Origin of the sequence: Thioclava sp. IC9, assembly GCF_002213225.1 — a bacterium.
GTDB lineage: Bacteria > Pseudomonadota > Alphaproteobacteria > Rhodobacterales > Rhodobacteraceae > Thioclava > Thioclava nitratireducens.
The window spans coordinates 24033-37767 of sequence record NZ_NBNX01000006.1; the positions used below are offsets into that span (position 1 = coordinate 24033).

The window sequence follows — 13735 nt, forward strand, 5'->3', positions numbered from 1 at the left end:
ATATCTAACGCTTTTTTACGGGTGCCGTAAGGTGAGGATTCGCGCAGCTTCGCGCTTCGGCAGGAAGGCGCGTAGGCGCCCCGAGACTCTCGGGACGCGCTATTCGCAAGCGCAAGAGCGCGCTTAGCAGGCTGTGGCAGGTGTCATGCTGCGCTGGTCCAGAAGGAAGTCGGTCACCATCGCACCGATCCACATGCAGAACAGCGCCAGCCACGCGGTGCCCGCGAGAACCGAGGTGCCCGTCACCCCGTTGCCGATGGCGCAACCGCCGGCGAGCATCGCGCCAAAGCCCATGAAGACAGCCCCGATCATCGAGCGCCGCATCACCGGCACCGAGTCGAAGCCCTGCCATGCGAATTGGCGCGAGAGGAGCGAGCTCAGGAACGCGCCGAGCACCACGCCCGGCACGAGGCCGACGTCGAATTCCAGCACCGAATGGCGGTCGAGGAAGAACATCAGCGTATTGGCCGAGGGGCCCGAGAAGGTGACGGAATTGACCGGCACCGGATCGAATGCGACCTGGCTCAGCATGAAGGTCAGCACCCAGCCCACCGCGACCGCGAAGCCGACGCCGGAGGCGAAGATCCACGTCTTCACACCAATCTCGTTGCGCTTGGCCAGATACATGCCTGCGATGGCGAAAACGATGCCGACGGCGAGCCCGGTCCAGTCCGGCAGATGCAGCGCGTCGAGGATATTCACGTTCTGCGCCCCGGTAATCCAGAGGCCGGCGAGTCTATCGCGCAGCGGTGCGAGGATGCCCTTGAGGCTCATCGTGGCGGTCACGGCGAAGATCAGCCCCGAGACGACCGAGCGCAGGTTGCCCGTCGCCGCGAGCACGAGAAGCCGCCCCGAACATCCGCGCGACAGCACCATGCCGACGCCGAAAATGAGGCCGCCGATGATCGCGCCCGACCATGAGCCCGGCACCGACATCATCCGGCTGTCGGCCTGCCGGAACAGGTCGAGCAACTGCGCGCTCTGCACCCAGACCAGCGCGGTCGAGAAGGTCAGAAACCAGACCGCGACCTTGCCGCCCAGCTTGCCCCGCGCGAATTCCACGGTCGCAGCCCGCAGGCAGAAGTTCGATTTCTGCGCGGCCACGCCGAAGATGAGCCCGGTGATGACCCCAAAAAGCGCCGCCGTGGGGCCTTCGCCGATCCGCTCGATGAGTGCGATGATGTCCATAGTCAGATCTCCCGTTCGCGCACGGGTTTTGCCAGAAACCGCAGAAACGCACATTGATCTGAGTCAGGTCGCACCTTTTGCAGACTTGCCGTGGACGCTGCCGTCGCGTCTAAGGAAAGCATGATGAAGTTCCGTTCCGTCCCGCTCGACGAAGCCCACGAGCTGCCCCGCTGGCGCAGACCCGAAGCGCTGCTTTACGTCATGGCCGCTGCCATGCCGATCTCCTTCGCCACCTGGTCGGCGCTCCTGAACAACTTCGTCATCGACGTGGTGAATTTCGACGGCGTCGATATCGGCTGGCTGCAAAGCTTCCGCGAAGTGCCGGGGTTCCTCGCGATCGGGGTGATCGTCGTGCTCTGGGTAATGCGCGAGCAGACGCTGGCCATCCTGTCGCTGCTGCTTCTGGGCGGGGCGACGGCGGTGACCGCCCTTTTCCCGAGCTTCGCCGGGCTCATCATCGTGACGCTGCTCTCGTCGATCGGGTTTCACTATTTCCAGACGGTGAACCAGTCGCTGCAATTGCAGTGGATCGACAAGGCAAAGGCGCCACAGACGCTGGGGCGGATCGTGGCCATCGGCTCAGGCGCGTCGCTCGCCGCCTACGCGGTGCTGGTGCTGACATGGAAGACCTTCAATCTCAGCTACGAGTTCGTCTACGCCACCGCCGGGATCGCGACGATGGTGATGATGGCGGCCGCCGCGCTGATTTATCCGCAGTTCCACACCCGCGAGCCGCAATCGAAGAAATTCGTGCTGCGTCGCCGCTACTGGCTCTATTACGCGATCACGTTCATGGCGGGTGCGCGTCGGCAGATCTTCGTGGTCTTCGCCGCCTTCATGATGGTCGAGCGCTTCGGGCTGCGGGTGGACGAGATCACCGCGCTCTTCCTGATCAATTTCGCGGTCAACATGGCCGCCGCGCCGGCGATGGGCCGCTTCGTGCATCGCTTCGGCGAGCGCCGCGCGCTGATCTTCGAATATGTCGGGCTGACGCTGCTGTTTCTTTCTTATGGCGGGATCTACTGGTTCGGCTGGGGCATCTGGCTCGCCTGCGCGCTCTATGTCGTCGATCATCTGCTGTTCGCGCTGGCTTTCGCGCAGAAGACCTATTTTCAGAAGATCTGCGACCCCGAGGATATCGCGCCCACCGCCGCCGTCGCCTTCACGATCAACCATATCGCCGCCGTCTTCCTGCCGGTGACGCTGGGCTATCTCTGGATGGTCTCGCCCGGCGCGGTTTTCGGGCTGGCGGCCTCGATGGCGGTGATCTCGCTGGGACTCGCGCTGCTGGTGCCGCGTCACCCCTCGAAAGGCTACGAGACCGTGCTGCAGGGGCTTGGCCCGGTTCCGGCGTGAACTGGAAATTTCGTCGAGCCGCGCCTATCTGAGAGGGGCGCGAAAGGGAGACTCACAATGCTGTTCGGAAAACCCGCCACCATTCCCACCAAGGCCGAGGCCCTGCCGGGCCGCGACGAGGCGATGCCTCTGGCAGAGCCGCATTTCCTCTGGGGTCGCGACCTGCGCTCGCCGGTGCCCGAAGGCATGGAAGAGGCGATGTTCGGCATGGGCTGCTTCTGGGGCGTCGAGCGTATCTTCTGGAACACCGACGGCGTCTGGCTGACCATGGTCGGTTACGCGGGCGGGCCGACGCCCAACCCGACCTATCGCGAGGTCTGCACCGGCATGACCGGCCATAACGAGGTGGTCCGCGTGATCTACGATCCGGCCAAGGTCAGTTACGACGATCTGCTCCGCATCTTCTGGGAAAACCACGATCCGACCCAGGGCATGCGTCAGGGCAATGATCGCGGCACCCAGTATCGCTCGGGCATTTACACCTATACCGCCGCGCAGAAAGAGGCGGCCGAAGCCTCGCGCGAAGCATATGCAGAGCGCCTGAGTGCGGCGGGCTACGGAACTATCACCACCGAGATCATGGACGCGCCGCCCTTCTACTATGCCGAAGATTATCACCAGCAATATCTGGAGAAGAACCCCGGCGGCTATTGCGGCATCGGGGGGACCGGCGTGACCTGCCCGATCGGGCTGAACGCGTGATCCGATGGGCGCGCGGGCCGCTTGACGGTTCGCGCCCGCGGCCCTAAGCCCGGGCGCAACCATCCCGAGGAGCGCGCCCCATGACCACCTTCACCGCCTTTACCACGCTGGCCGATCGCGAGGCCGCCGAGGCGCTGTCCGAACGTCTCGAAGAGCTCGATCCCGGCCCCTATGGCACGGGCGTGTTCGAGATCGAGGACGGGTCGGGCCGCTATGAGGTCTCGGGCTATTTCCTCGAGGCACCTGACGACGTGGCGCTCGACCTGCTGGCGATCTCGCACGGGGCGCAGCCTTTCGTCGTTTCGGAAATCCCTGAGACCGATTGGGTCGCCCATGTGCGCCGTGAACTGGCCCCGGTGCGCGCGGGCCGTTTCTTCCTCTACGGCAGCCATGACGAGGACAAGATCCCGGCCGATGCGATTGCGTTGCGGATCGACGCGGCGATGGCCTTCGGGACGGGCCATCACGGGACCACCTCGGGCTGCCTGACGGCGCTCGACGATCTGGCGAACGAGGGTCACACCTTCCACAACGTCGCCGATATAGGCTGCGGCACCGCCGTTCTGGCGATGGCAGCGGCGAAGCTCTGGCCCGAACCCGTTCTGGCCTCCGATATCGATCCAGTCGCGGTGGAAACGGCAGCGGCGAATGTCGCGGTGAATGATCTTGAGGGCCGCGTGATCTGCATCGAAGCTGCGGGCTTCGGCGACGCGCGTCTGAAAGAGGCCGCCCCCTTCGATCTGATCTTCGCCAATATCCTGAAAGGCCCGCTCGTCGCGCTTGCCCCCGAAATGGGCCGCAACTGCGCCGAATCGGGCTTTGTGATCCTCAGCGGGATTCTCAACGAACAGGCCGATGAAGTCGTCGCCGCCTATCAGGCGCAGGGCTTTGTTTCCCATTCGCGTAAGGAATTCGGCGAATGGACGACATTGGTCATGCAGCGCGCCTAATCCGCCACAAATCCGCTCTGATTGTCGTAAGGATTGCTTTACCCTGTTTTGAGAAATTGCCTTCGGGGCATCGCAGTCAACGGGGTTTGCCATGCGCGATCCACAAATAGAGTCCTTTGAAAAGCGGCTGCATCGGATCGACCAGATTCATCAGGCTGGCGGCGCATTCGAGGCGTCCGGTGCCTTGGGCCGCAGCTATTTCGACTCCATGCGTCCCAAGGTGCGGCGCCATTTTCCGTTGCGCGGTGTGGCGCTGATCTTCGCCGGTATTCTGCTGGTGAAGGGCGCCATGCTCGCCCAGGTTGGGCAGGCTAGCTACGAGGCGCGTGTCGCAAGCCTCGCCGGTGGTTCGCAATTCGAACGGGTGGGGGCCTGGATCATGCATGCCGATCCGATTACCCGGAAAATCGCCGGCTGGCTCGCACCGTTCATCGGCTAGGTACCCAAGCCTGTATCCCAAAAAGAAAGGGCTGCGCCGTTGCCGGGGCAGCCCTTTTCGCATGACCTTTCGGTCGACTTAGCGCAGACGCGCCACGTCGAGCCGGGTCAGGCCGATATCGTCCAGCGCGCGGTCGCTGAGCTTCATCAGAGCCTTGCGGGTGACGCGTGCGTCGTTCCAGTCGTGCAGGGCGGCGATCAGCGAGGTGATGACGCTCGGTCGGGCGCTGCGGCTCATGCGGGTGTTGATATCCATCGAAGCCATGGGGAGGATCCTTCGTTCACAAACTGCTCAAGTTTCGGGCATTCCATCTTCTGAGGCGCAGATAAGACTGGCAGAGCGCGAAAACAATCTCAGTTTTGGCAGCCCCGCCATGCAGGAATCGCATGTGATAGAAGGCCTGTTTCTGCATCGCCTCTGGCCGATGTTCCCTTTTCGTGCTAGTCCTTGCGAAACAACACGAGAACGAGGCAGGGCAGATGCGGGTGATCGGGATCGATCCGGGGTTGCGCAATCTCGGATGGGGCGTGATCGAGATGGACGGATCGCGGCTCAGGCACGTCGCGAACGGTATTCTCCACTCCGAAGGTAAGGATTTGGCAAAGCGCCTGCTGGTGCTGCACGAAGGGCTGAGCGCGGTCATCGCGACTCACGCGCCCGAGGCCGCGGCGGTGGAGCAGACCTTCGTCAACAAGGACGCCGTTGCGACGCTGAAACTGGGGCAGGCGCGCGGCATCGCGCTTCTGGCGCCAGCGCAGGCCGGGCTGGAGGTCGGCGAATACGCCCCGAACGCGATCAAGAAAACCGTCGTCGGCGTCGGTCATGCCGACAAGACGCAGGTGCAGCACATGGTGCGCCACCAACTGCCCGGCGTGCAGCTCGAAGGCCCGGATGCCGCCGATGCGCTCGCCATCGCGATCTGCCACGCCTTCCACCTGCAATCGGCGGCCCGGATGAACGCGGCGCGGCTCTCCCGCGAGGCCCTCGGCACGACGCAACGGAGGCGCGCATGATCGGTCGCATCGCAGGCGTCATCATCCACCGCGCGCTCGACCACGTCATGATCGACGTGCGCGGGGTGGGCTATGTCGTCCATGTCAGCCAGCGCACTGCACAATCTCTGCCGCCCGTAGGCCAGGCCTGCGCGCTCTATACCGACCTTCTGGTGCGCGAAGACCTTTTGCAACTCTTCGGCTTCCCGACGCTGCTGGAGAAGGAATGGCACCGGCTGCTGACCTCGGTACAGGGGATCGGTGCGAAAGCCTCGCTCGCGATCCTCGGCACGCTCGGCGCGGAAGGGCTGGGCCGGGCGATCGCGCTGGGCGATTGGTCAGCGGTGAAATCGGCCCCCGGCGTCGGTCCGAAACTCGCGCAACGTGTGGTGCTGGAACTGAAAGAGAAAGCACCTTCCGTCATGGCAATGGGCGCGGAATTGACCGTCGACGCCTCTCCCGAGGTGATCGAGGATGCGCCCGCGAAAAAGACCGCGAAGAAAGCCGCGCCCGCCGCCACGCCGAAGGTGAACTTCACCGCCGAGGCGATCTCTGCGCTCACCAATTTGGGCTACGCGCCCTCGGACGCAGCAGGGGCTGTGGCGCAGGCCAATGACGATCCGGAGGTCACCGATACCGCCAAGCTGATCCGCGCGGCACTTCGGCTCCTGGCCCCGAAGGATTGATCTTCTTCTTGATCTAAATATCCCGGGGTGCGGGGCAGGGCCCCGCTTGCTCCCCTCCGCCAAAGGCGCGACAGTAGATGACGATGAGCGAACCCGATCCCACGTTGCGGCCCGACCGCTTGCCCGAAGACGCCGACCGCGCTCTGCGGCCTCAGGCGCTGGAAGAATTCACCGGTCAGGCCGAGGCCCGCGCCAATCTGCGGGTCTTCATCGAGAGCGCGAAGATGCGCAGCCAGGCGATGGATCACACGCTGTTCCACGGCCCGCCCGGTCTGGGCAAGACGACGCTCGCGCAGATCATGGCGCGCGAGCTGGGCGTGAATTTCAAGATGACCTCGGGGCCGGTTCTGGCCAAGGCGGGTGATCTTGCTGCGATCCTGACCAATCTCGAAGCGCGCGACGTGCTGTTCATCGACGAGATTCACAGGATGAATCCAGCGGTCGAGGAAGTGCTCTATCCCGCGATGGAGGATTTCGAGCTTGACCTCGTGATCGGGGAAGGCCCCGCCGCGCGCACTGTGCGTATCGAATTGCAGCCTTTCACGCTGGTCGGCGCGACGACGCGGCTCGGTTTGCTGACGACGCCGCTGCGCGACCGGTTCGGCATCCCGACCCGACTGCAATTCTACACCGAGGATGAGCTGGACCTGATCGTGACGCGCGGGTCGCGGCTGCTGGGTATCCCGTCCGATCCCGAAGGCACCCGCGAGATTGCCAAGCGCGCCCGCGGCACCCCGCGCATCGCCGGCCGCCTGCTGCGCCGAGTCGTCGATTTCGCGCTGGTCGAAGGCGACGGGCGGCTGACTCGCGAGATCGCGGACCGGGCGTTGACGCGGCTGGGCGTCGACAATCTCGGTCTCGACGGCGCGGACCGGCGCTACATGATGCTGATGGCCGATCATTACGGCGGCGGCCCGGTGGGGGTGGAGACGCTTTCGGCCGCGCTCTCGGAAAGCCGCGACGCGATCGAGGAAGTCATCGAACCTTACCTGCTGCAACAGGGCCTGATCAGCCGCACCCCGCGCGGGCGGATGCTGGGCGTGCGGGCGTGGCGGCATCTGGGGCTGGAAGCTCCGAAACCTGCAACCCCGCAGACGGACCTGTTCGGCGATGGCTAATCCCCTGGCACGTTTCGAGATCACCGAGGCCGAAATCGACCGCGTCGTCGCGCGCTTCTACGAGCGCGTCCGGGAACATGCGATGCTGGGCCCGGTCTTTGCGGTGCATGTCACCGACTGGCCGACACATGAGGACAAGGTCGCACGGTTCTGGAAGAACGCGATCCTGCGCAAACCGGTCTATGACGGCTCGCCCATGCAGGTCCACCGGGCGGCGGGCAACGTGCGCCCGGGCATGTTTTCGACCTGGCTTGCAGAATTCGACAAGGTGCTGCGCGAGGAGCTCTCGCCTGAACAGGCGAAAGGTTGGTCAGCGCTCGCCCATCGCATTGGCATGAGCCTGCGCCAGGGCGTGGTCGAACGCGAGACGCTTCCGGGCGGTATTCCGAAACTGAAATGACAATGGGGGCTCTGCCCCCGCTGGCACCGCCAGCCCCCGGGATATTTAAGTCAAGAGGAAGAGGATCAGTCCCCTTTCTTCCCGAACACGCCCGTCAGCGACCGGCCGATCAGGTTGGTCACGCGCGGCTTTTGCAGTTTGCGGAAGGGCATCGGGCGGCAGACCTCCAGCGCGGCGATGCCGACGCGGGCGGTCAGCGCGCCGTTGATCACGCCTTCGCCGAAGCGGCGCGAAAGTTTCGAGACCAGATGACCGCCGGTGACGGTCTCGATCAGATCGTCGCCCGCCGCTACCGCGCCGGTCGCGACGAGATGGGTCATCACAGTCCGCGCCAGCCGAACCGAGCCGAGTGTGCCCGAGCGCCCGCCATAGATTTCCGCGATGCGCCGGATCATCCGCAGGTTTGCGGTAAGCGCGGTGAACACATCGGCCAGCGCAAGCGGCACGACGGCGGTCACCGTGGCGACGGTGCGCGACGCGGCCTCGATCTCCAGCCGGGCCGCGGCGTCGAGCGGTCCCATCAGCTCGGTCTCTGCCAGCCCCATCAGCGTGTCGGTGTCGAGCACTTCGCCCGTTTGCTCGGCCAGTCGTTTGCGCGCCCAATCCATTTCGGGCCGCGCGGCATAGAGGTCAGAGACATGGGCCGTCACCTTGCGGGCGCGGCTTAGGTCGTCGGCGCTCAACGCTTCCGAGACTTCCTTGTGGACCTTGTCGAGCCGCGCCAGCCGCGAGAAGGCGGCGATTTCGCGCGCCGTGATCAGCAGCGCGCCAAGCGCGAAGGCCGCTACCAGCGCGGTGCCAATCCAGCCGAGGATCGGATGGGTGGCGAACAGCCCGTCGATGAAGCGCCAGAGCGCGACGGAAATCAGGAAACCGACCAGCGCCACTGTCGCGCGCCAGAAGAATCGCACGATGGGCGAGGCGCGGCGTGCCCCCAGGCGGGTCGCGATCTGCATGGCGCGGCCTTCCAGCCGTTCCTCGGTCGCGCTCGGCATATCCTCGATCGGCGCGGCCTCGGCGGGCGAGGGCGCGTCCTCGATCTCGATCATCACCGGTTTTTTCATAGCTTGTCCCCGATCAGGAAATCGGCCGCGCGGTCGAGCCGGATATGCGGCGGGCCTTCGCCGGGCCTCAGGATCACCGGGGCCGGGGCGAAGTTCATGATCGAATAGTCTTCGTCAAGCCATGCGCTGGCCCCTTGGGCGGCGGGCGAGAGAAGCTGCGCCGGGTCGGCGGGCAATTCGCCGGGATAGAGCGCGACCGATTTACCGCTCTCCAAGCGGCCGCGCACGGCCTGCAACTCCGCCCCGTCATGCGAGAGGGTTTCTTCCGTCGTGCTGCGCAGGGCCGCGATCGACAGGGCCAGCGTCTTCGCTCCCGCGAAATCGGCGCGGTCCCTGGCCTCGCGCAGCAGTGCGCCGGTGATCGCGGTCAGGCGAGCGTGTTGGGTGTGATGCAGGTGATCGGCCTTGGTGGCGGCGAAGAGGATTCTCTCCACCCGTTTGCCGCCGATCAGCGAGGTCAGCCAGCTCGCGCGCCCCGGGCGGAAGGCCGCCAGGATATCCGCCATCGCCTGCCGCAGATCGTCGAGCGCGGCGGGCCCTGAATGGATCGCGCCCAGTACGTCGACCAGCACCACCTGCCGGTCGATCTTGGCGAAATGGTCGCGGAAGAAGGGGCGGACCACTTCACGCTTATAGGCGTCGTAGCGCCGCTCCATCTCTCGCCGGAGCGAGCCGCGTGGGGCGTCGCCCGCGGGCAGCGGCGCGAAGGTCAGCGCGGGCGATCCGGCCATCTCTCCGGGCAGCAGGAAGCGCCCCGGCGTGCAATCGGAGAACCCCGCATCGCGCGCCGCGACCAGATACCGGGTGAAGCCCGCCGCCAGCGCCTTGGCCTGCGGCTCGGTGAACTCCGCCGTGCCATCCGTCGCTTCGGACTGCGCCAGATACTCCGCGCCTTGCGGACGGTTCGGCAGACGCGCCAGCGCCTCGGCCGACCACTCGGCATAGCTCTTGTCCATCAGCCCGAGATCGAGCAGCCATTCGCCGGGATAATCCACGATGTCGAGATGCACGACGCGCGGCCCGCGCACCGCGCCCAGTATCCCGCGCGGCTGGATGCGGAAGGACAGGCGCAGCTCCGAGACCGCGCGCGTGCCGTCCGGCCAATGCGGTGACGGGCCAGTCAGCGCGGCAAGGTGGCTCTCGTAGTCGAAGCGCGGCACGGTGTCGTCCGGCTGCGGCTGCAGATAGGCGGCGGTGATGTCGGAGGCGGACCCCAGCGCAGGCATCCGCCCTCGGTCCAGCAGGTTCGCGACCAGCGAAGTGATGAACACGGTCTTGCCGGCGCGCGACAGCCCCGTCACGCCGAGCCGGATCACCGGTTCGAACAGCGCTTCCGAGACCGATTGGCCCATGCCTTCGATCCCGCGCGTGATGCCGTCCGCAATGTCGGAAATGCCCAAAGCCTGCCCCTCGTCCTCGTTCACGAACAAGATAAGCAGCGGTGAGTATTAATGAAAGAGAGGGCGGACACGCGGCCCGCCCTCTGAACTGTCCTTCCGCCTCGGCTCGGTCTCAGACCGCGAGGCAGATATATTTCATCTCGAGATAGTCCTCGACGCCGTGATGCGACCCCTCGCGGCCCAGACCGGATTGCTTCACGCCGCCGAAGGGCGCGACTTCGGTCGAGATCAGGCCGGTGTTCACGCCGACGATCCCGTATTCCAGACCCTCCTGCACGCGGGTGATGCGGCCCACATCGCGGGCGTAGAAATAGCTCGCGAGGCCGAAGATCGTGTCATTGGCTTTGGCGATCGCCTCCTGCTCGGTCTCGAACTTGAAGAGCGGGGCGACCGGGCCGAAGGTCTCCTCATGCGATACCTTGGCCTCCTGCGTGACCCCGGTCAGCACGGTCGGCTGGAAGAAGGTACCTCCCATCTCGTGACGCGCGCCGCCGGTGACGATCGAGCCGCCGTGGTCGAGCACGTCCTGAATGTGCTCCTGCACCTTCTTGACCGCGTCCTCGTTGATCAGCGGGCCGGCCTCGACACCTTCCTTCAGGCCATCGCCCACCTTGAGCTTCTCGACCGCCTTGGCCAGCTTCTCGGCGAAAGCGTCATAGACCCCGGACTGGACGTAGATGCGGTTGGCGCAGACGCAGGTCTGACCGTTATTGCGGAATTTCGACGCCATCGCGCCTTCGACCGCCGCATCGAGATCTGCGTCGTCGAACACGATGAAGGGCGCGTTGCCGCCCAGCTCCATCGAGCATTTCATCACCTGATCCGCCGCTTGACGCAGCAGGATACGGCCCACCTCGGTCGAGCCGGTGAAGGTCAGCTTGCGCACGGTGTGGTTCTCGCAGAATTCCTTGCCGATATCGGAGGCTTTCGCGGAGGTGATGACCGAGAGTATGCCTTTGGGCAGGCCCGCCCGTTCGCCCAGCACCGCCATCGCCAGCGCCGAGAGCGGCGTCTCCGAGGCCGGGCGGCAGACGAAGCCGCAGCCCACGGCAAGCGCCGGGCCCGCCTTGCGCGCGATCATCGCGTTGGGAAAGTTCCACGGCGTGATCGAGGCGGCGACCCCGATCGGCTGCTTGATCACGGTGATCCGCTTGTCGCGCTGATGGCCCGGGATCGTCTCGCCGTAGACGCGCTTGGCCTCTTCGCCGAACCACTCGATGAAGCCTGCGCCATAGGCGATCTCGCCCTTCGCCTCGGCCAGCGGCTTGCCCATCTCGGCGGTGAGGATCGCGCCGAGATCGTCCTGGTTCTCCATCATCAGGTCGTACCATTTGCGCATGATCTGCGCGCGTTCCTTGCCGGTGCGCGCCGCCCAGTCCTTCATCGCCTCGTCGGCGGCAGCGATGGCGCGGGCGGTTTCGGCGCGGCCCAGATCGGGCACGGTGCAGATCACGTCGCCGCGCGCCGGGTTGGTCACCTCGAAGGTGGTGCCGTCATCGGCATCGACCCATTCGCCCGCGACGAGGGCCTTGGTCACCAGAAGCGAGGGATCCTTGAGGATGGATTTGAGGTCGGTCTTGTCGTCGAGCATGATGTCCTCCGAAGGGCTGGATGGGTCGTCCGGTCAATGCGCCGGGGTGTGGGATGTTCCGTAACGGCTGCGCCAGCAGGGCTGCAGATCGCCGGGGTGTTCTTTGGCCTCATAGATGGCGCGGGCGATGGCCCGGGCAAGCACGCAAGACGCCGCATGGCCAAGCTGGTACGGGTCGCGGACCGGGTCGTGCAGGGGCTTCTCGCCGGTCGCGGCGGCGAAGATCAGATCGCCGTCCATCGGCGTGTGCGAGGGCACGATGGCCCGCGCCATGCCGTCATGGGCCGCGGTGGCCATGCGCTGCGCCTGCGCTTGGCTGAGGGCTCCATCGGTCGCGACGATGGCGATGGTGGTGGCCTCGCCCTGGCGTTTCGTCGGTTCGGGCTCGGTGGCGGGATCGTGCCGGGGCGCTGGACCGAGCCCGCCGAATTCGCCCGCGATTTCCCAAGGCGCGGCCCAGAAATGCGGCCCCTCGCCGACGGTCGCCGAGCCGAGCGCATTCACTGCTACGAGTGCCCCCACCGTGAAGCCGCTCTCCAGCACGGCCGAGGCAGAGCCAAGTCCGCCCTTCACCGTGCCGGTCATCGCCCCGAAGCCCGCCCCGGCGCTGCCGATCTCGAACCGCTCAGAAGCCGCCTGGAGCGCCGCGCGCCCGAGCCCGGGATAGGGCGTGTCGACCCAACTCTTGTCGCCACCATTGAGCAGATCGAACAGGATCGCGCCGGGCACGATCGGAACGCGCTGATCGCCCACCGCGAAACCGCGGCCTTGCGCGCGCAGCCCCGCCATCACCCCATCGCAGGCACCAAGCCCGAAGGCCGAACCGCCCGAGAGCACAAGCGCATCGACCTCCTGCACCAGCTTGTCCGGCGCAAGAAGATCGGTCTCCCGCGTCCCGGGGGCGCCGCCCATCACCTGCACCGCCGCCGTGAAGGGGCGCTCGCCGACCAGAACGCTCACGCCCGAGCGCAGGCCCGCATCTTCGGCATTGCCCACGCGCAGCCCGGCGATATCGGTGATCAGATTGTTCGGCCCTGCCTTCATCTTCCTCTTGGTCCAAATATCCTGGGGTTTTGGGGGCAACGCCCCCAAGTCAAACCGCTGTTCTCAGATACAGCGCCCGCCATCCACTTCCAGCGCGACGCCGGTGATCATGCTCGCCTCGTCCGAGCACAGGAACAGCGCTGCATTCGCCATATCTTCGGGGGTCGAAAACCGCCCGAGCGGGATGGTGGAGAGAAACTTCGCACGAATCTCCGGTGTGTCCTCACCCATGAAGCTCTTCAGGAGCGGGGTCTCTCCGGCGACCGGGTTGATCGCGTTGACCCGCACGCCGGACGGCGCCAGCTCGACCGCCATCGCGCGGGTGGCTGTGATCATCCAGCCCTTCGAGGCGTTGTACCAACTTAGATTGGGCCGCGGACTGACGCCGGCGGTGGAGGCCACGTTCAGGATCGCGCCCGCGCCGCGCGCCTTCATCTCCGGCACGATATGGCGCGCCGTCAGGTAGACCGATTTCGCGTTCACCCTCAGGATGCGATCGAATTCTTCCTCGCTCACGTCCTCCATCGGCTTCGGCAGATGAGTGGTCCCGGCGTTGTTCACCAGAATGTCGGTCTGACCGAAGGCCTCGCGTGCGGCCTCCGCCATGGCAGCAACATCCGCATCGCGGCTGACATCCACGGTGCAGGCCACGCCGCCGGTTTCGTCCGCAATGGCCTGTGCGGCCTCCGCGTTGAGATCCGCGACCAGTACACGCGCGCCCTCGGCGGCGAAGCGGCGCGCGATCCCCGCCCCGAAGCCCGAGCCCGCGCCGGTGACGATCGCGCTTTTGCCTTCCAGTCTCATC

General features: G+C 65.7%; 15 protein-coding genes. 8 read left to right on the forward strand and 7 right to left on the reverse strand.

What is annotated here, in order from left to right; all coding sequences use genetic code 11:
* Window positions 1-123: 123 nt before the first annotated feature.
* On the reverse strand, window positions 124-1188 hold the full coding sequence (locus B6V76_RS15180) for a YeeE/YedE family protein (protein WP_075775771.1): 1065 nt from the start codon (window positions 1186-1188) through the stop codon (window positions 124-126).
* A gap of 123 nt (window positions 1189-1311) precedes the next feature.
* Between B6V76_RS15180 and B6V76_RS15185 the strand changes: the two genes are divergently transcribed.
* From B6V76_RS15185 to B6V76_RS15200, 4 genes are all read left to right on the forward strand, one after another.
* Complete coding sequence (locus B6V76_RS15185; RefSeq protein ID WP_075775772.1) at window positions 1312-2544, forward strand: MFS transporter; 1233 nt, start codon at window positions 1312-1314, stop codon at window positions 2542-2544.
* 57 nt (window positions 2545-2601) lie between these two features.
* The gene (gene msrA, locus B6V76_RS15190; RefSeq protein ID WP_088727845.1) at window positions 2602-3246 is read left to right on the forward strand and encodes a peptide-methionine (S)-S-oxide reductase MsrA; all 645 of its coding nucleotides are present in this window, start codon (window positions 2602-2604) and stop codon (window positions 3244-3246) included.
* Between the two features lie 80 nt (window positions 3247-3326).
* The gene (locus B6V76_RS15195) at window positions 3327-4196 is read left to right on the forward strand and encodes a 50S ribosomal protein L11 methyltransferase (protein WP_088727846.1); all 870 of its coding nucleotides are present in this window, start codon (window positions 3327-3329) and stop codon (window positions 4194-4196) included.
* Window positions 4197-4287: 91 nt separating this feature from the next.
* The gene (locus B6V76_RS15200) at window positions 4288-4635 is read left to right on the forward strand and encodes a hypothetical protein (RefSeq protein ID WP_075775775.1); all 348 of its coding nucleotides are present in this window, start codon (window positions 4288-4290) and stop codon (window positions 4633-4635) included.
* Window positions 4636-4713: 78 nt separating this feature from the next.
* Here the strand turns inward: B6V76_RS15200 and B6V76_RS15205 are convergent, their stop codons facing one another.
* On the reverse strand, window positions 4714-4899 hold the full coding sequence (locus tag B6V76_RS15205; protein ID WP_075775776.1) for a DUF1127 domain-containing protein: 186 nt from the start codon (window positions 4897-4899) through the stop codon (window positions 4714-4716).
* 215 nt (window positions 4900-5114) lie between these two features.
* Between B6V76_RS15205 and ruvC the strand changes: the two genes are divergently transcribed.
* The 4 genes from ruvC (at window position 5115) to B6V76_RS15225 (ending at window position 7831) form a co-directional block, all read left to right on the forward strand.
* Complete coding sequence (ruvC, locus tag B6V76_RS15210) at window positions 5115-5648, forward strand: crossover junction endodeoxyribonuclease RuvC (RefSeq protein WP_075775777.1); 534 nt, start codon at window positions 5115-5117, stop codon at window positions 5646-5648.
* Window positions 5645-6313 carry a Holliday junction branch migration protein RuvA gene (gene ruvA / locus B6V76_RS15215; protein ID WP_088727847.1) on the forward strand — a complete coding sequence of 223 codons (669 nt, stop codon included), beginning with the start codon at window positions 5645-5647 and terminating at the stop codon, window positions 6311-6313. Before ruvC ends, ruvA begins: the two co-directional genes overlap by 4 nt.
* 83 nt (window positions 6314-6396) lie before the next feature.
* Window positions 6397-7431 (forward strand): Holliday junction branch migration DNA helicase RuvB, encoded by a 1035-nt coding sequence (gene ruvB / locus B6V76_RS15220; RefSeq protein ID WP_075776001.1) that lies wholly within the window; start codon window positions 6397-6399, stop codon window positions 7429-7431.
* On the forward strand, window positions 7424-7831 hold the full coding sequence (locus tag B6V76_RS15225) for a group III truncated hemoglobin (protein WP_088720455.1): 408 nt from the start codon (window positions 7424-7426) through the stop codon (window positions 7829-7831). The genes ruvB and B6V76_RS15225 overlap by 8 nt, the downstream gene beginning before the upstream one ends.
* Window positions 7832-7896: 65 nt before the next feature.
* On the opposite strand, the gene B6V76_RS15230 is transcribed toward B6V76_RS15225, so the two are convergent.
* The 5 genes from B6V76_RS15230 to B6V76_RS15250 all read right to left on the reverse strand — a co-directional run bounded on the left by B6V76_RS15230 (window position 7897) and on the right by B6V76_RS15250 (window position 13734).
* The gene (locus B6V76_RS15230; RefSeq protein ID WP_240497876.1) at window positions 7897-8895 is read right to left on the reverse strand and encodes a TIGR01620 family protein; all 999 of its coding nucleotides are present in this window, start codon (window positions 8893-8895) and stop codon (window positions 7897-7899) included.
* Window positions 8892-10295, reverse strand: a complete 1404-nt coding sequence (locus B6V76_RS15235; RefSeq protein ID WP_088727946.1) for a YcjX family protein — start codon at window positions 10293-10295, stop codon at window positions 8892-8894. Before B6V76_RS15235 ends, B6V76_RS15230 begins: the two co-directional genes overlap by 4 nt.
* Window positions 10296-10407: 112 nt before the next feature.
* On the reverse strand, window positions 10408-11886 hold the full coding sequence (locus tag B6V76_RS15240; RefSeq protein WP_088720453.1) for an NAD-dependent succinate-semialdehyde dehydrogenase: 1479 nt from the start codon (window positions 11884-11886) through the stop codon (window positions 10408-10410).
* A gap of 33 nt (window positions 11887-11919) precedes the next feature.
* Complete coding sequence (locus B6V76_RS15245) at window positions 11920-12930, reverse strand: P1 family peptidase (RefSeq protein ID WP_088727848.1); 1011 nt, start codon at window positions 12928-12930, stop codon at window positions 11920-11922.
* A 63-nt stretch (window positions 12931-12993) separates the two neighbouring features.
* Complete coding sequence (locus B6V76_RS15250; RefSeq protein WP_088727849.1) at window positions 12994-13734, reverse strand: SDR family oxidoreductase; 741 nt, start codon at window positions 13732-13734, stop codon at window positions 12994-12996.
* Window position 13735: the final 1 nt, after the last annotated feature.